This is a genomic window from uncultured Oceanisphaera sp. (assembly GCF_947495715.1).
In the GTDB taxonomy this organism is placed as follows: Bacteria; Pseudomonadota; Gammaproteobacteria; order Enterobacterales; family Aeromonadaceae; genus Oceanimonas; species Oceanimonas sediminis.
On the sequence record NZ_CANLZU010000014.1, the window covers coordinates 33055 to 50471 of the forward strand.

A 17417-nucleotide genomic window follows, 5' to 3' on the forward strand; every position below is an offset into this window, starting at 1 on the left:
TTATCCGCAGCGTCAAAAAAACCGGCTTAATGCCGGTTTTTTATTGCCTGTCTGTTTGAAAAAGTGAGGGGTGAGGGGTTAAGAGTAAGGGGTGAAGGGTTAAAGATAGAGCAACCCCGCTTGCAGACAGCACTTTGGATTTTGAACCAACCCCTCACGCCTGACACCTCACGCTTTCACTCCTCCCGGCAGTAAAGCTTGTGCAGCAGGGCGATCACTTCCCGTACTTCCTCGCTTTTCAGCGAATAATATACCGTCTGTGCTTCTTTGCGGGTGCGTACCAGGTCGTCGTTACGCAACAGGGCCAGGTGTTGCGACAACGCCGACTGGCTCAGCCCCAGATGCTGGTTCATTTCTCCGACAGACAGCTCCTTGTCGAGCAAATAGCACAGGATAAACAGCCTTCGCTCGTTGGCCAGCGCCTTCAACAGCTTGACCGCCTGACTCGCACTAGCTTCCATTGCTTCCATATTCAATGCCATCATGATGTCCACGTTCCAGGGTCTGTTAACCCTAATGTTTAACTAAATTCATCGTCAAAGGTGACGGGCGGTGTGACCGCAGAAAAATCGTCCAGACCGGAAAACAGCGAGCTGAAATCACTTTCACATAATCGCTTTACCGCCGGATGCTGGATCATCCGCTCGGCAAAAATGACGTAGTACTCTTCTTTCAGCTCTTCGACCCGGCCAATCTCGACCACCGGCTGATATTGCAGAATGGCGTCGCGATAAATCGCCGGGGCCACGAAGATTCCCTGATTGAAAAAACCAAACGCCTTCATCAGTGCCGCGTCGTCGAATTCACCCAGGATCTGTGGCTTGAGCCCCTGCACCTCCAGCCAGTGCCGCAGCTGCCGGCCCATGGCGGTGCGCCGCCCCGGGATCAGCAGCCGTCGTTCTTCCAGACACTCGGGAAAAGGCCGGGTCGGTAGCGGTTCACGGCAATAAAAGCCGATCTCGCACTCCCCCAGTTTTTTCGACAGCAGCCCCGCATGCTGGGCCGAGTCTACCGGACAGTCCGACAGAATCATGTCCAGCTTGTGCTCACTGAGCTGCTCAAGCAGCATTTCGTGGGTCGACTCGTAGCAGCGCAGATGAATGGAGCCATCGTTGGGGATCACCGACAGCAGCACCCGGCTCGCCAGTCGCTTCGACAAGGCATCGGCAATGCCGACGTCGAAAACAAGGTGATCTTCCTTGCGGTAATGCACGATATCCAGCATCTCGTACGACAGGCTGAACATGCGGTCTGCATACTTGAACACCAGCTGCCCCAGCTCGCTGGCCTCCAGCTGGCGTCCCTTGCGCTTGAACAACTTGCCACCGAGCCGCTGTTCCAATTGACGGATCTGACCGGTGACCGTCTGAGGTGTCAGAAACAGCGCCTCGGCCGCCTTGGTGACCGAACCTTTCTTCTGCGTCATCCAGAAATAATACAGGTGGTTGTAGTTAAGGTGTGACAAAGGCCATCTCCAATGCGTATTGGCTCCATCATAATGAAAGCGGCCGGGTTTGAATACCCGACCGCTCTGTTGAGGACCACAATTGCCATAGAGATGATCACATCGCCGACTACAGCTGCAGCACCGGCCTTGATTGCTGGCGGGGCAGAATATAATTCAGCATGCCATAACCCGCCAGCGCCGCGACTGTCGAGCCCATCAGGATGCCGAGCCGGGACAGGTTAGCCAGTTCGGCATTCCCGGTAAAGGCCAGCGATGCGATGAAAATCGACATGGTGAAACCGATGCCACAGAGCACGGACACCGCAAATATCTGCTTCAGGCACACGCCGGCGGGCAGCTGCGCAATACCCAGCCGTACCGCCCCCCAGCTGAACAGGAAGATCCCCATGGGTTTACCAAGCAGCAAGCCGGTCATGATGCCCAGCGGCAATGCCGACGACAGATCGGCAAACGAGAGTCCTTCCAGCGAAACGCCCGCGTTCACGAAGGCAAACAACGGCAGAATAAAAAAGGCACACCAGGGATGCAGGAAATTTTCGAGTTCACGGGCCGGTGAAAACCGGCGGCCATACAGCGGGATCAGAAAGCCCAGTATTACCCCGGCCAGGGTCGCGTGTACGCCCGACATGAGTACGGCCACCCACACTATCCATCCCAGAATAAGATAAGGCACCAGACTGTGAACCTGGGCCCGGTTCAGCCAGTACAGGCCGGCAATACCGATAACGGCCACCGACATGGCAGGCAGCGACATGCCGTGGTTGTAGAACAGGGCGATGATGATGATAGCCCCCAGATCGTCGATGATCGCCAGCGCCAGCAGAAACACCTTGAGGCTGAGCGGCACCCGATTGCCAAGCAGGGCCATGACCCCCAGAGCGAAGGCAATATCGGTAGCGGTAGGAATGGCCCAGCCATTCAGGCTGGAGGCTTCGCCGGCGTTGAACAGTAAAAACCACAGGGCGGGAAACAGCATGCCACCCACAGCAGCCAGGGCCGGAAACATGGCTTTTTCCCGGCAGGAAAGCGCGCCGGACACCAGCTCGCGTTTCACTTCCAGGCCGATCACCAGAAAGAACACCGCCATCATGCCGTCATTGACCCAATGGAACAGCGTCTTGTCCAGATCCAGGCTGCTGATCCGCAGCTGGATACGAGTACTAAGCAGTTCCTGATAAAGATCCACCAGACCGGTGTTGGCCATCACCATGGCGACGATCGCCGCCACTATCAGTAAAATACCGCCGGCAGATTCCATTGCCAGAAAGCGTTTCAGTACATCCGTCATACGATTGAGGCTCCCTCTCATCAACTAGATGCTCGAGTGTAATCAGGCCCTCCGCCGGCGAGTAATCGATTGTTTCTGCTTAATACCTCGGTAAAACCGAGCATTAACAGGCTAATTGGCTTATATCGTCACCCCGAAAATAAAACTTAACACCAACGCAAAATAAAAATTACATTTTAAATGCTTTTTAAATCGCGACCGGCGCCTTGATATGCGGATGCGCCTGGTAGTTTTCCAGCACAAAATCCTCGAAGGCATAATCAAACAGAGAGTCGGGTGTACGCACCAGCCGCAGCGTCGGCAGAGCGAGTGGTTCTCTACCCAATTGTAGCCGAGCCTGCTCCAGATGGTTGCGATAAAGGTGTACATCGCCACCGGTCCAGACAAAGTCGCCCACCTCGAGTCCCGCCTGCTGGGCCAGCATATGAGTCAGCAACGCATAGCTGGCAATATTGAAGGGCAGGCCCAGAAACACATCACAGCTGCGCTGATAGAGCTGGCAAGACAACTTGCCGTCGACCACGTAGAACTGGAACAGGGCATGACAGGGGGCCAGCGCCATTTGATCCAGCTCGCCCACATTCCAGGCCGAGACGATGATACGACGGCTGTCCGGATTGGTCTTGATGGTGTCCAGCGCCTGGCTTATCTGATCGATGGTGCGACCGTCCGCCCCTTGCCAGCTGCGCCACTGATGGCCGTATACCGGGCCCAGATCACCGTTCTCATCGGCCCATTCGTCCCAGATCCGTACCCCGTGCTGCTTCAGATAGCCGATGTTGGTGTCACCGTTCAGAAACCACAACAGCTCATGAATAATCGACTTCAAATGACACTTTTTGGTGGTGATCAGCGGAAAGCCCTCACTCAGATCGAAGCGCATCTGATGGCCGAATACCGACAGGGTGCCGGTGCCGGTTCTGTCTTCTTTGACGGCACCCTTGTCCAGGATATGTTGCATCAGCTCCAGATAGGCTTTCATGCTGTTTTTTCTCCATTACCAAACCATTGGGGGCGACGACAGGCCGCCCATAACATCAGTGCACCGGCCAGCATCATCGGCATCGACAACAGCTGCCCCATGCTGAACAAATCGAGGTAGAGCCCAAGCTGGGCATCCGGCTCCCGTACAAATTCCACCATGAAACGAAACAGGCCGTAGCACAGCAGGAAGAGGCCGGAAATCACGCCGCGAGGCGGACGCGCTCGCCAGGCCAGATTCAGGATAATCAACAAGGCCACCCCTTCGAGGGCAAACTGGTACAGCTGGGAAGGGTGACGTGGCAGCATGCCCGCCGCCGGAAAAATAATGCCCCAGGGCACCTCCGTCACCCGGCCCCAGAGCTCGCCGTTAATGAAGTTGCCGATGCGACCGGCCCCCAGCCCGAAGGGGATCAGCGGTGCGATAAAATCGGATACCGCAAAGAAGGTTTTGTGCTGCTTGCGGGCAAACAGCCAGAGTGCGGTGATCACCCCGACCAGGCCGCCGTGAAACGACATGCCACCGGTCCAGATCTTGACGAGATAAAGCGGGTCGGCGAGAAAGGTGTCGAACTGGTAGAAAAATACGTAACCGAGGCGGCCACCGAGGATCACCCCGAGAAAGCCATAGAACAGCACGTCGGAAACCTGATCCCGGGTCCAGTCCGAGCCCGGTTGTGCCGCGCGGCGATTGGCCATCAGCCAGGCAAACAGAAAGCCCAGCAGATACATCAAACCATACCAATGCACCGCGAGGGGACCGATTTGTATGGCAATGGGATCGAAACCGGGAAACACCCAGTGGCTCTGAGACATGCACTTACCCCGTCAGCAATAAAAGCGGGTATTGTGCAATTCGACAGGAATAAATACCAGAGTTTAACTCCGAGCTTAACGTCCGGCGCGCAGCAGTCCGCCCAGTCCACGCTCTTCCAGATAACGGCCGAACAGCCCCTTGAACAGGCCGGTATTCTGGTGACTCAGGGCTTCCTGCAACAATTTCTGCAACTCATCGGCGCGCGACTGACGCACGATATATTTAATGCGCATCAGGTTGCTGTTGTTCATGCTGAAACGCCGATAGCCCATGGCCAGCAACACCAGCACCCCGATGGGGTCACCGGCCAGCTCGCCACAAATGGACACGGGTTTGGCATGGCGGCGAGCCGCATCGATGATCTGCTGCAAGGCACGCAATACCGCCGGATGCAGAGCATCGTAAATATCGGCCACCCGGCCGTTGTTTCTGTCTACCGCCAGCAGATACTGGGTCAGATCGTTGGTACCTACCGACCAGAAGTCCACCAGCGGGGCCATGTCCTGTAACTGGTAGAGCAGTGCCGGCACCTCTATCATCACCCCCAGGCTGGGGTAACGGATGATGCCCTGCTGGTCGGCGGTTTCGGCCGACACCTCACGCCAGGCGCGATCCAGCATTCTGCGCGCGACCCGTATCTCATCGAGACTGGTCACCATCGGCAACATGATGGACAGGTTGTCCAGCCCCTGACTGGCCCGCAGCATGGCCTTCAGCTGTACCAGAAAGATTTCGGGGTGGTCCAGGGTCAGGCGAATACCCCGCCAGCCGAGAAAGGGGTTTTCTTCCACGATGGGGAAATAAGGCAGCTGCTTGTCACCGCCCACATCCAGGGTACGCATGCACACCGGCTTGCCGACATAACTGCTCATGACCCGGCGATAGCTGATGACCTGCTCCTGCTCGGAGGGAAAGCGATCACGCATCATGAAGGGAATTTCGGTACGGAACAGCCCTACCCCATCGGCGGTGTCGTTCATGGCAATATCGGTATCCGCACTCAGACCCGCATTCAGCAGCAAGGACACGGTAACCCCGTCCAGGGTAACGGAGCTTTCATTGCGCACCGTATCGAAGAGCTCGTCCATCTGCTCTTCTTCGGCCATCAGGCGGCGGTACTCGCGCAGGACCGAAGGCACCGGCTCCACCAGCAGGTCACCGTTGTAGCCATCGACGATCAGGGTGCGATCTTCCAGCAGCTCGAAGGAATGATCGATGCCCATCACCGCCGGAATGCCCATGGCACGAGCCAGAATGGCGGCGTGAGAGTTGATGGAGCCCTTGGCGGAGACGATGCCCTTGAGCTTGCTGCGGGGGATTTCCGCAATCAGGGTAGCGCTGATTTCATCCGCCACCAGAATGATGGGCTCATCCAGGGTCAGCAGCCCATCATCTTCGTGGATTAGCCGGGTCAGCAATCGCTGGCCCAGATCACGAATGTCCGCCGCCCGCTCGCGCAGATAGGGATCCGACATCACCGAAAACTGGGCTATCTGTTTTTCACAGACCCGCTTGACCGCACTGCCGGCAATCCAGCCCCGCTCGATTTGCTCCCGGATCAGCCCGATGAACACCGGATCCTTGAGGATATACTGATACACCTCGAACACCGCCACCGACTCGCTGGCCTGCGACTCCTTGAAGCGCAGCGCCATGCCGTTCAGCTCGTCTTCTACCTGCACCAGCACCCGGTCGAGCCGCTCGTGCTGCACGGCGGCATTATCCGCCTTGCGCTCCTTCACCTGGCTCAGCTCGACGCGAGGGCGCCACACCCAGGCTCGACCAATCGCCACACCGGGAGAGCCCGCCAGGCCACGCAGCATGCCGTGCCAATTGGGCGAACGCAGGTTACCCTTGGCCTCGGCATGAGCGATGACGGTAGCCAGCTGAGAAGCCAGTGTCACCAGAAACGATTCTTCTCCCTCTTCAAACAGTCGCACCTGTTTCTGCTGCACCACCAGCACCCCCAGGGTTTTACGCTGATGAATGATGGGAGCACCGAGAAAGGATTTGAAAGCGTCTTCGCGCGCTTCGGGCAGATACTTGAATTTGGGATGCAGCTGGGCATCGGCCAGGTTGATCAGTTCTTCCTTTTCCCCGATCAGGCCGACGATGCCCTCGCCCAGCGGAATGCGTGCGTGACCGACGGCCTTGGCAGCCAGACCATCGGTCGCCGCCAGCAGGTAATTCTGCTCATGCTCCTGGCGCAGATAAATGGAGCAGCAGTCCACCCGCATGGCATGACGGGTCTGGCGAACCAGTTCACTCATGGCGCCATTGAGGTCAGAGCTGGCCGTTACCTGCTGAACGATTTCCCGCAATTCCTTTAACACTGCCGCCTACTCCTGTGTCGATGGGTTACCGATGTCGCTTGCGACCGTCTCGGCGGCCTTGCTCTGCCATCACAATAGGCGCAAATTCCCTCAGCACCCGTCGATATACTTCCCGTTTGAAAGAAACCACCTGGCGTACCGGGTACCAATAGCTGACCCAGCGCCAGTCATCAAACTCCGGATGCCCATGACAACCAAACTCGATGTGTGATTCATGATCCGATTCCAACCGCAGCAGAAACCATTTCTGCTTTTGACCGATGCAGACGGGATTACTGTCCCATCTCACCAGACGCTTGGGTAGCTTGTACTTCAGCCAGTGGCGGGTAACCGCCAGCAAGGTGACATTTTCGGGCCTGAGCCCGATCTCTTCGTACAGCTCCCGGTACATGGACTGCTCCGGCGTTTCGCCATCGTCCACCCCGCCCTGGGGGAACTGCCAGGAATGTTGCCCGTAGCGTCTGGCCCATAACACCTGGCCTTTGCGATTGCAGATCACTATGCCTACATTGGGACGAAAACCGTCGCCATCTATCACGCAATCACCAGACTAAAAAAATAACATAAAGACGATTGTTCCATATTCCCCTATTCCCGGCAAATGATGCTGTCGGCGCCAGCGTGATAATCGATGTTGAATAACTTGTGTTCTTGTCAATAGTTATGAACAGAAAAAGGATCGTCGCGGGATCGCTTTCCCCCAATTTATGTGGATAAGCTTGTGATAAAGGCTGTATAGCTTGAGATCAGCTCTTTCTTCCAGCTTGAACAACAGGGTGATCAAAACATAAGACCGGATTAAAAACACTAAAAAATCAGACAATTAACTTCAAAAAAAAGGATCGAGCTGGATCTTTTCACAGTCCGACTCAAATTGACTATCGTGTTAGTAAGTCTCGGTGCTCAAAGATCGAACAACGGCAACTTATCCACAAACACCAGGTAAACAAAGCGTTAACGGTAAGAAAAAAAAGCCGTTTTTTGTCGTTTTGAGCGCCGTAAAATCGTCGGACGGCAGCGGTAGGCAGTTATCCAGAATTTCTGTGGATAAGGCTGTGCAACAGCATGTTTATACTCGGGTAAAACCGGTATATCATGCGGCCGCTGAAAAGAGCAATAACATGCCACCGATAAGCCATTTTGAATCATGTGGTTATAACAATTACTGGCTCACTGGTCAGATTTTTTCCTACCTGTGGAGGGCGGTTATATTTTGAACAATCCTGATTGCCGTCCTGAATCGATTCCGGCGCTGCTGCTGCGCGCCGAGCAACTGGCCGGTCTGTCACTGAGAGAGCTGGCCCAATCATTTGATATTCCGGTGCCTTCCAATCTGCGGCGAGACAAGGGCTGGGTGGGCCAGCTGCTTGAACTGGCGCTGGGCGCCAGCGCCGGATCCAAGCCGGAGCAGGACTTTCCCGAGCTGGGGGTCGAGTTGAAAACGATTCCCATAGACGGTCGTGGCAAGCCACTGGAGACTACCTTTGTCAGCGTGGCACCGCTGACGAACATCGGCGGCCTGCGCTGGGAAGACTCCAACGTGCGCAACAAGTTATCCCGGGTACTATGGATACCGGTGCTGGGTGAACGCAGTCTGGCCCCCGGCGACAGGATCATCGGTCAGCCGTTGCTGTGGAGCCCGAGCGAGCAGGAAGAGCGGTTATTACGCCAGGACTGGGAAGAGATCATGGAGCTGATAAGCCTGGGGGAAGTGCAGAACATCAGCGCCCGTCACGGCCAGGTACTGCAGCTCAGGCCCAAGGCCGCCAACGGCCGGGCATTGACCGAGGCGGTGGGTCAACAGGGCCAGCCCATCATGACCTTGCCACGCGGCTTTTATCTTAAAACCGGCTTCACCGCGGCCCTGCTGGCCCGGCATTTCATGCTGTAAGCGGCTCCGGCTCCCTTAACCGCCAGATCAACAGTGCCACCAGCAGGATCCAGGGGATCGCAAACAGGTTAAGCCAGGCCCAGCCCAGCATCACCAACCCCTGACCGGCAAACAGACTGCCCATCGCCGCCGCCGAGAACACCATAAATTCGTTGATCCCCTGCACCTTGGCTTTTTCCACCGGCTGATAACTGAAGGTCAGCAGGTGGGTAGCGCCGATAAAGGTAAAGTTCCAGCCGATGCCCAACCACAGCAAGCCCCACCAGTAATTCCAGAACCCCTGCCCCGACAGGTTGATCATCACACTCAGCAGCAAGGCCGAGCAGCCCCAGAGGATCACCCGTCTGGTAGAAAAGCGGCGGATCAGGGCGCCGGTGAAAAAAGCCGGCACAAACATGCCCAGCACGTGCCACTGGATCACCTGAGCGGTAGCGAAAAAATCATGCTGATGATGATTCATCGCCAACGGCGTGGCGGTCATGATCAGCACCATGATGCCGTAGCCAATCATGCCCGACGCCACCGCCGCCAGCAGTAACGGCTGGCGGAACAGTTCCCGATAACTTCTTACCCGCTCATGCCGGTTCACCGGTACCGCCCTGGGCAATGGCAACAGCAGGATCAGCAGCAAGGCCACCACATAGAGCCCGAACAGACCATAGAAGGCACCGGCATAGGGATTACCCTGGTACCATTGCTGGGACCAGATAGCCAGGTTGGGCCCGATTACCGCCGCCAGCACGCCACCGGCCATCACCATACTAATGGCTCTGGGATGAAATTCGACGCCGCAGGACTCCAGCGCCGCAAACCGATACTGCTGACCCACGCCGATGGCGATACCGATCAGAAAGGTCCCCGGGTGAACATCCCCAGGCTCGACTGCAGCAGCCCCTGCATCGCTACCCAGGTACCAGAGAGTCCCACCAGATTACCGATTACAAAGCCGACCTTCCTGCCCAGCTTCTGCATCAGATGTGCGGCAGGCAGTGTCGAGATAATAAGGCCGAGAAACTGGCAGGCTATCGGCAGGGTGATCAATGACGGATGCGCCGCCAGTTGCTGGCCGATCAGCGCCGAGATCGACACCAGCAGAATATTGCCCGACATCAACAGCGCCTGAGCCACGGCCAGACCCCAAACGGAAATAGGCATGAGGCCCCCGAATCAAATAGAAAACACCATGCTAGCCCCTTTCCGGTAGCCTGTCTAAAGCGGTAAAAACAAAAAGGCCCGCAAATGCGGGCCTTTTGACACAACCGGTCGGCTTATTACTTGCTGCCGCGGGGAGTAAGGCGCTCTTTGATACGAGCAGACTTACCAGCACGGTCACGCAGATAGTAAAGCTTGGCACGACGCACGGCGCCACGACGCTTCACTTCCACGCTGCCGATCAGCGGGCTGTGAGTCTGGAAGGCACGCTCAACGCCTTCACCGTTGGAGATTTTACGCACGGTGAATGCAGAGTGCAGGCCGCGGTTACGCTTGGCGATAACAACGCCTTCGTAAGCCTGCAGACGCTCTTTGCCGCCTTCGGCAACGCGTACCATTACACGCACGGTGTCACCCGGACCGAAGTCGGGGATATCGGTGCGCAATTGTTCGTCTTCAAGCTGCTTAATGATGTTGCTCATGATATTTCCTTACCTAGGGTAAACTGAAAACTCTACTGTTCCGGCTCGCGATAATCGCGAACAAATTGGGCAAGAAGCTGCTCTTGCTCGTCAGTCAGAGCTAGGTTGTTCAAGAGTTCCGGCCTTCTTAACCAGGTCCGGCCCAATGACTGCTGCATTCTCCAGCTGGCTACCTCGGCGTGGTTGCCACTCAACAACACTTTGGGAACGGCCATTCCCGCCAGTTGTTCAGGGCGTGTGTAGTGAGGATGATCCAGAAGTCCTTCGCTGAAGGAGTCCTGCTCCGCACTCGCCATGTCACCGAGAACGCCGGGCACCAAACGGGCCACCGCATCCACCAGCACCATGGCCGGCAATTCGCCGCCACTAAGCACGTAATCTCCGACCGACCACTCTTCGTCGACATCGGCCTGAATCACGCGCTCATCCACTCCTTCATACCGCCCGGCCACCAGAATCAACTTCTCGTGTTTTGCCAGTTCGGTCACGCCTTGCTGATCCAGCTTGCGGCCCTGAGGAGACAGGTAAATGACCCGTGCTCCCTCGCCGGCTGCCTGTCGCGCCGCCGCTATGGCATCGCGCAGTGGCTGAACCATCATCAGCATCCCGGGTCCGCCCCCGTAGGGTCTGTCATCGACAGTGCGGTGTTTGTCCCGGGTGAAATCCCGCGGATTCCAGCATTCAAATGTCAGCAGGCCATCTTTAACGGCCCGCCCGGTTACACCAAAGTCGGATACTGCCCGGAACATCTCCGGGAAGAGGCTAACGACCCCTATCCACATGATTCTCTCCGCGCGGTTCGACTCGGGTTAAAAATCCGGATCCCAATCAATTTCGATGATGCTGTCCTGAATATTCACGGACTTTATTACCTGGTCTTCCACAAACGGAATCAACCGCTCGCGTTGACCAAAAGCATCCTTGGCATTGGCTTTTACTACCAGCACGTCGTTGGAGCCGGTTTCCATCAGCTGAGTCACCAGACCAAAATCATAGCCTTTGGTGTTCTTCACCCGACAACCGATCAAATCGCGCCAATAGAATTCGTCATCCGGCAGGGCAGAAAACAATTCTGCACTTACCGCGATGTCGGCACCGGTCAGCATTTGTGCCTGCTCGCGCTCATCAATATCGATAAGCTTGCAAATCAGACCCTTGCCATGACGTTTCCATCCAGTTACCTGAATTTCACGCCAGTTGCTGCCGTTCTTTATCAGCCAGGGCCGATATTCGAAAATGCCTTCTGGTTGGTCGGTAAAGGAGTTGACCTTCAACCAACCTTTAATGCCGTACACGGCGCCCAGTTGGCCTACTACTACAGGTTCGCTCACTTTAATTCCCTACCTGTCAAGACTTAGGCCGCTGCTTTGGCTGCGTCTTTGATCAATTTGGCTACGCGCTCGGATACAGTTGCACCCTGGCCAACCCAGTGATTAACACGCTCCAGGTCCAGACGCAGTTTTTCTGCCTGACCGGCGGCGATCGGGTTGAAGAAACCCACTTTCTCGATGAAACGACCATCACGAGCATAGCGGCTGTCTGCAACTACTACCTGGTAAAACGGACGCTTCTTAGCGCCACCACGTTGTAAACGAATGGTTACCATATCGTCCTCTATATACTGAAACAAACAAGGCCCGCAGACAATGCGAACCCTGGCTTAAAATAAGCTGCGCAATTGTACTCTGATGCGGTGAGAATGCAACCAAATTGGCATTCGACAGCAAGGGGCATTCGCGCAGCAATCAGGCGGTTACCCTCACCGCAAGAGATTCAGGACCACCCATTATCAGGCAGCCACCGCCGCCTACCCGTGGTCTTTGCTTCAGAAGGGACCGTGCCGACCGCCACCGCCCATGCCACCCGGCCCCATCATGCCCTTCATCTGGCTCATCATCTTGCGCATGCCGCCCTTGCCGGACATTTTTTTCATCATTTTCTGCATCTGGGTAAACTGCTTGAGCAGCTTGTTGACTTCCTGCACCTCGGTACCGGAACCCAGCGCAATACGCCGCTTGCGTGAGCCCTTGATCAGATCCGGATGACGACGCTCTTTCGCGGTCATGGAGCCGATAATGGCTTCCATGCGAACCGTCAGCTTGTCGTTGACCTGATCCTTGACGTTGTCCGGCAGCTGGTTCATACCGGGCAGCTTGTCCATCAGGCTCATCATGCCGCCCATGTTGCGCATCTGCGCCAGCTGATCGCGAAAGTCTTCCAGATCGAAGCCCTTGCCCTTCTTCAGCTTCTGGGTCATTTCGGCGGCTTTGTCTTTGTCGACCGAACGTTCCATCTGATCGATCAGCGACAGCATGTCCCCCATGCCCAGAATACGCGAGGCGATACGGTCCGGATGGAAGGGCTCGAGGGCGTCCACTTTTTCGCCCATACCGATAAACTTGATCGGCTTGCCGGTAATATGACGTACAGAAAGCGCGGCACCACCCCGGGCATCACCGTCGGCCTTGGTGAGGATCACCCCGGTCAGCGGCAGCGCTTCGCTGAACGCCTTGGCGGTGTTGGCCGCATCCTGACCGGTCATGGCATCCACCACGAACAGGGTTTCGACGGGGTTGATGGCCTCGTGCAGTTGCTGAATTTCGGTCATCATGTCTTCATCGACATGCAGACGGCCGGCGGTATCCACCAGCACCACATCGAAGAATTGCTTGCGGCCGTACTCCAGCGCATTACGACCTATGTCTACCGGCTTCTGCTCTATGTTACTGGGAAAGCACTCGACCTCCAGATCCGCCGCCAGGGTTTCGAGCTGCTTGATCGCCGCCGGACGATAAACGTCGGCACTGACCACCAGCACTTTTTTCTTGTGTCGTTCCTTGAGGAACTTGGCCAGCTTGCCAACCGAGGTGGTTTTACCCGCCCCCTGCAGGCCCGCCATCAGGATCACCGCCGGCGGGGTCACCGACAGGTTGAGTTCCTCGTTGGCCTCGCCCATCACCGACACCAGTTCGGCGTTGACGATTTTGATGAAGGCCTGGCCCGGACTCAGGGATTTGGACACTTCCTGGCCAACCGCCCGCTCCTTGACCCGGTTGACGAATTCACGCACCACCGGCAGGGCCACGTCGGCCTCCAGCAGTGCCATGCGTACTTCACGCAATGTTTCCTTGATGTTTTCTTCGGTCAGCCGACCGCGGCCACTGATGTTTTTCAGCGTACGCGACAGTCTTTCGGTGAGATTTTCAAACATGATGTGGTCCGCAGTTGGCGAAAATTACCACCAGTATACCCAAGTTATCGGCCGAACTTAAGCGAGGCCGGGTAGCGATGTGCTTTGTCTTAGGGGTATACTGGCCGTTCTTATCTATTCACCGGTTAATGGCTTAAATTCATTATGGAATTGCTTGCTGTTTTGGCGATGGCATTTTATCTGTTGGCGGCCTTCGCCTGTGTGCATAATCTGCTCAACCCCCAGAACAAAGGGCGCAGCTACGGCCTGCTTGCTGCGCTGTGTGCTCTGCTGCTGCATGGCCTCTGGTTGTTCAACACCGTGGTGCAGGTGCCGGGGCAAAACCTGAGTATGCTGAATGTGGCCTCGGTGGTCAGCCTGATTATTTCAGCCTTGATGACGCTGCTGGTCACGCGCTTCAGGGTGTGGCTGTTGATGCCGCTGGTATATGGCTTTGCCGGTCTGCTGCTGGCGACAGATCTGCTGTTGCCCGGTTATTACAGCATGCACCTGGAAACCCGCCCCGAGGTATTGCTGCATATCGGCCTGGGACTGATGTCTTATTCGTTGCTGGTGATCGCCAGCCTGCTGGCGATTCTGCTGGGTTTTCTCAATCACCGGTTGAAAACACACAAATTATCCAATCTGCCGGCCATGCCGCCACTGATGACCATAGAACGCTATCTGTTCCGGCTGATTGTGGTCGGTGTGGTATTGCTGACGCTGTCTATTTCGACCGGCCTGTTCTTTCTGCAGGAAATGTTCAGCCCCGGCAAGGCCCATAAAGCCATTCTTACCATTCTGGCCTGGTGTGTCTATGTGGGCCTGCTCTGGGGTCATCATCGCCTGGGCTGGCGTGGCCGCAAGGTGATCTGGACCAGCGTGGCCGGCAGCATACTGCTGACCCTTGCCTATTTCGGCAGTCGCTTCGTGCGCGAGGTATTGCTGGGCTAACCGACTTGACAGCACCCGGTCAAACCCTTAGTAATTGATCAGTTTCATGACACAGGACGGTCTGCTTGGACGACATATCCACGGGTACCCTTACGGGCATCCTGATAGCTTTACTCTTTATTTCCGCTTTTTTTTCGAGTTCCGAAACCGGCATGATGTCGCTGAACCGCTATCGGCTGCGTCATCTGGCTCAAGGTGGCCACACCTCTGCCACCCGGGTTGAAAAGCTGCTGTCTCGTCCCGACAGGCTGATCGGCCTGATCCTGATCGGCAACAACCTGGTCAATATTCTCGCCTCGGCCATCGCCACCCTGATCGCCATCCGCCTGTACGGTGACTATGGCGTGGCCATCGCCACCGTGGCCCTGACCGTGGTGGTACTGATTTTTGCCGAGGTCACGCCCAAGACCCTGGCGGCGCTGTATCCGGAACGGGTGGCCTTTCCGGCTTCCTTTATTCTTCGGCCCCTGATGGTGTTGCTGTATCCGGCGGTATGGACCATCAACGCCATTTCCAACGGCCTGCTGGCGCTGCTTCGCATCAATCCCCATGGCGGTGAAGACACCGCCATCAGCTCGGAAGAACTGCGCACCATCGTCAACGAAGCCGGCGCCCTGATCCCGCGCCGACATCAGGACATGCTGGTGTCCATTCTGGATCTGGAAAAAGTGACCGTCGATGACATCATGGTGCCGCGCAACGAGATTTATGGCATCGATGTGACCCAGGACTGGAAAACCATCAGCCGCCGCCTGATGCAGAGCCCGCATACCAAGGTACTGCTGTACCGGGACAATATCGACGATGCGCTGGGCTTTATTCACGCCCGGGATGCCCTGCGGCTGCTGGCCAAGGACGAATTAAGCAAGTCCAGCCTGATGCGGGCGCTGCGCGAGCTGTACTATATTCCCGAGGCGACGCCACTGAACGTGCAGCTGGTCAAGTTTCAGCGCAACAAGGAGCGTATCGGGTTAATCGTCGATGAATACGGCGATATTCAGGGGCTGGTCACGCTGGATGATATTCTGGAAGAAATAGTGGGTGACTTCACCACCACCATCAGCCCGACCCTGAGCGACGAAATCAAGCCGCAGGATGATGGCTCCTATCTGATTGAAGGCTCGGCCAGTATTCGGGACCTCAACAAGGAGCTGGGCTGGGAACTGCCGAACGACGGCCCACGCTCCCTCAACGGCCTGATCCTCGAGTATCTGGAAGACATTCCCGAGGCCAATATCGGCCTGCGCCTGGCGGGTTATCCGATTGAAATTCTGGAAGTGGAAAACAACATGGTAAAACTGGTGCGGGTGCTGCCGCACTATTACCAGGGGTAGTGATCAGGGTTGGATAGCAGAGTTGAGTACCAGGGCCCGGTCTCTGAATCCGGCTTTCAGGATGACGAGTTGCCGGCCTGCAGTTCCAGCTGGCTGAAAATGACCATCAGCTCTTCCCGGTTACCGGTCAGATCCGCCAGCGTATACCCTTCCATGACCTGCAGAAAAGCATCCATCGCCAGCCTGAGCGCATCACGCAACCGACAGGCCGGCACCAGATAACAGGCCGGGCTGCCGCAGTCGATCCCCTTCAGATTGTTTTCCAGCGCACGAATGACCTTTCCGACGTTGATATCTTCCGGCGCCCTGGCCAGTCGAATCCCCCCGTGCTTGCCACGCACCGCATGAAGATAGCCTTCCCGCGCCAGCTGATTCACCACCTTGACCAGGTGATTGCGCGAGATGTCGTATAGCCTGGATACCTGAGCCACACTGGTCAACTCCCCTTCCGGCAGGGTGGCCAGATACATCAGGGTTCTCAAGCCGAAATCGGTATAGGTAGTCAGCTTCATGCTGCGGGTATCCTGAACGCGAAAGAATATATATACATGATACACATTAGCGGCGAAAGGTGACATTAAATGTCAATCCGTCCCGCCGGTATCTGCCGTGAGCAGCAAGAGCCGGTTCGGAACACGGATGCAAAACACCGGAATTCAGAACAACAGGCGCTGATCCAGCTCCCTGACCTTGCTGGTCGGCATTCTGGCTGCCAGCGCGGTACTCAGCCGCTGCGCTTCCTGATGCAGTTGCTTGTCGGCAAGCACCATCTGCTTCAGCCACAGATAGGCCTGAGGATAGTCGAGCGGACTACCGGTGCCGTCCAGCAGCCAGCGCGCCCAGATGAATTGTGCCTTTTCCAGCCCCAGGCTGGCGGCCTCCTGCATCAGCGGTGCCGCCCGCTCCCGGTTTTGCTGCACCAGGGTTCCGTCGTAGTAGTAACGCCCCAGCTGTTCCAGCGCCGCCGGCAGTCCCTGCTCCGCCGCCTTCCAGATCATGCCCAGCCCTCGGCGCGATTGCTGGGGCACGCATACTCCCCAGGCCAGCATGTCGCCCCATAAAAACTGATAAGCCGGCAGACGCAGCACCTCGGCTCTGGCCTCGATATCCTGCACCAGCTGACACTGATCCCGATCGCGCACCTGTTGCAGATGACGATTGGCATTGATCCACTCGATCAGCTCGTATTCTTCATACAAAGGCACCGCCTGCAGCTCGCTGATATCCGACGGCGTCGGCGCGGCCGGCGGCTCCGGAGTCGCGGTTTCCTCTTCTGCCACTACCTGCAGGCTACAGCACAACAGTAACAACCCGAACAGACGCTTCATAGGTGATCCTCCCGTGCTGTTTATCGGCACGGCAATATAAAAATTGAGCTGACAGACCCTTATACCAATTTGAATAAACATCTGATCATTTTAACCCCGAGATCAGAGGCAACACAGCCGTCTCCCACGACACGCCATGGGCTAAGGCCATCTGCGCTTGGCGATGGCTGCAAACATTCACTGGATGTTTGGTCCATCA

General features: G+C 56.5%; 19 protein-coding genes. 3 read left to right on the forward strand and 16 right to left on the reverse strand.

What is annotated here, in order from left to right; translation table 11 throughout:
* Window positions 1–176: 176 nt before the first annotated feature.
* The 7 genes from Q0753_RS10135 to rppH form a co-directional block, all read right to left on the reverse strand.
* Window positions 177–476 (reverse strand): metalloregulator ArsR/SmtB family transcription factor, encoded by a 300-nt coding sequence (locus tag Q0753_RS10135; protein ID WP_298720320.1) that lies wholly within the window; start codon window positions 474–476, stop codon window positions 177–179.
* A 44-nt stretch (window positions 477–520) separates the two neighbouring features.
* A complete protein-coding gene (gene nhaR / locus Q0753_RS10140; protein ID WP_298720092.1) occupies window positions 521–1465 on the reverse strand; it encodes a transcriptional activator NhaR in 945 nt (314 codons plus the stop codon).
* Between the two features lie 109 nt (window positions 1466–1574).
* Window positions 1575–2756 carry a Na+/H+ antiporter NhaA gene (nhaA, locus tag Q0753_RS10145; protein ID WP_298720095.1) on the reverse strand — a complete coding sequence of 394 codons (1182 nt, stop codon included), beginning with the start codon at window positions 2754–2756 and terminating at the stop codon, window positions 1575–1577.
* Between the two features lie 187 nt (window positions 2757–2943).
* Complete coding sequence (thyA, locus tag Q0753_RS10150) at window positions 2944–3738, reverse strand: thymidylate synthase (protein ID WP_298720098.1); 795 nt, start codon at window positions 3736–3738, stop codon at window positions 2944–2946.
* Window positions 3735–4553 carry a prolipoprotein diacylglyceryl transferase gene (gene lgt / locus Q0753_RS10155; protein WP_298720101.1) on the reverse strand — a complete coding sequence of 273 codons (819 nt, stop codon included), beginning with the start codon at window positions 4551–4553 and terminating at the stop codon, window positions 3735–3737. The genes thyA and lgt overlap by 4 nt, the downstream gene beginning before the upstream one ends.
* A 75-nt stretch (window positions 4554–4628) precedes the next feature.
* Window positions 4629–6887, reverse strand: coding sequence for a phosphoenolpyruvate--protein phosphotransferase (gene ptsP / locus Q0753_RS10160; protein ID WP_298720104.1), 2259 nt, complete (start codon window positions 6885–6887; stop codon window positions 4629–4631).
* Window positions 6888–6912: 25 nt separating this feature from the next.
* Entirely contained in the window at window positions 6913–7425 is a 513-nt protein-coding gene (gene rppH / locus Q0753_RS10165; RefSeq protein ID WP_298720107.1) for an RNA pyrophosphohydrolase, read from the reverse strand.
* Between the two features lie 675 nt (window positions 7426–8100).
* On the opposite strand from rppH, the gene mutH reads away from it, so the two are divergent.
* Complete coding sequence (gene mutH / locus Q0753_RS10170; protein ID WP_298720110.1) at window positions 8101–8778, forward strand: DNA mismatch repair endonuclease MutH; 678 nt, start codon at window positions 8101–8103, stop codon at window positions 8776–8778.
* Here mutH and Q0753_RS10175 read toward each other — a convergent pair.
* The 7 genes from Q0753_RS10175 to ffh all read right to left on the reverse strand — a co-directional run bounded on the left by Q0753_RS10175 (window position 8768) and on the right by ffh (window position 13623).
* The gene (locus Q0753_RS10175; protein ID WP_298720113.1) at window positions 8768–9607 is read right to left on the reverse strand and encodes an MFS transporter; all 840 of its coding nucleotides are present in this window, start codon (window positions 9605–9607) and stop codon (window positions 8768–8770) included. The genes mutH and Q0753_RS10175 overlap by 11 nt on opposite strands.
* Window positions 9608–9624: 17 nt before the next feature.
* Window positions 9625–9933, reverse strand: a complete 309-nt coding sequence (locus Q0753_RS10180) for a hypothetical protein (protein ID WP_298720115.1) — start codon at window positions 9931–9933, stop codon at window positions 9625–9627.
* A gap of 116 nt (window positions 9934–10049) precedes the next feature.
* Entirely contained in the window at window positions 10050–10412 is a 363-nt protein-coding gene (gene rplS / locus Q0753_RS10185) for a 50S ribosomal protein L19 (protein WP_071472463.1), read from the reverse strand.
* Window positions 10413–10444: 32 nt separating this feature from the next.
* The gene (gene trmD / locus Q0753_RS10190; RefSeq protein WP_298720131.1) at window positions 10445–11194 is read right to left on the reverse strand and encodes a tRNA (guanosine(37)-N1)-methyltransferase TrmD; all 750 of its coding nucleotides are present in this window, start codon (window positions 11192–11194) and stop codon (window positions 10445–10447) included.
* A 27-nt stretch (window positions 11195–11221) separates the two neighbouring features.
* Window positions 11222–11743 carry a ribosome maturation factor RimM gene (rimM, locus tag Q0753_RS10195; RefSeq protein ID WP_298720133.1) on the reverse strand — a complete coding sequence of 174 codons (522 nt, stop codon included), beginning with the start codon at window positions 11741–11743 and terminating at the stop codon, window positions 11222–11224.
* Window positions 11744–11766: 23 nt separating this feature from the next.
* The gene (gene rpsP / locus Q0753_RS10200) at window positions 11767–12018 is read right to left on the reverse strand and encodes a 30S ribosomal protein S16 (protein WP_104485683.1); all 252 of its coding nucleotides are present in this window, start codon (window positions 12016–12018) and stop codon (window positions 11767–11769) included.
* A 219-nt stretch (window positions 12019–12237) separates the two neighbouring features.
* Window positions 12238–13623 carry a signal recognition particle protein gene (gene ffh / locus Q0753_RS10205; RefSeq protein WP_298720136.1) on the reverse strand — a complete coding sequence of 462 codons (1386 nt, stop codon included), beginning with the start codon at window positions 13621–13623 and terminating at the stop codon, window positions 12238–12240.
* A gap of 144 nt (window positions 13624–13767) precedes the next feature.
* Here ffh and Q0753_RS10210 point away from each other — a divergent pair, with 144 nt between their 5' ends.
* On the forward strand, window positions 13768–14556 hold the full coding sequence (locus Q0753_RS10210; protein WP_298720139.1) for an inner membrane protein YpjD: 789 nt from the start codon (window positions 13768–13770) through the stop codon (window positions 14554–14556).
* A 65-nt stretch (window positions 14557–14621) separates the two neighbouring features.
* Window positions 14622–15890, forward strand: coding sequence for a CNNM domain-containing protein (locus Q0753_RS10215; RefSeq protein ID WP_298720142.1), 1269 nt, complete (start codon window positions 14622–14624; stop codon window positions 15888–15890).
* A gap of 56 nt (window positions 15891–15946) precedes the next feature.
* On the opposite strand, the gene Q0753_RS10220 is transcribed toward Q0753_RS10215, so the two are convergent.
* Together Q0753_RS10220 and Q0753_RS10225 are read right to left on the reverse strand one after the other, a co-directional pair.
* Window positions 15947–16402, reverse strand: a complete 456-nt coding sequence (locus Q0753_RS10220; protein ID WP_298720149.1) for an Rrf2 family transcriptional regulator — start codon at window positions 16400–16402, stop codon at window positions 15947–15949.
* 144 nt (window positions 16403–16546) lie between these two features.
* The gene (locus Q0753_RS10225) at window positions 16547–17218 is read right to left on the reverse strand and encodes a flagellar protein MotX (protein WP_298720152.1); all 672 of its coding nucleotides are present in this window, start codon (window positions 17216–17218) and stop codon (window positions 16547–16549) included.
* Window positions 17219–17417: the final 199 nt, after the last annotated feature.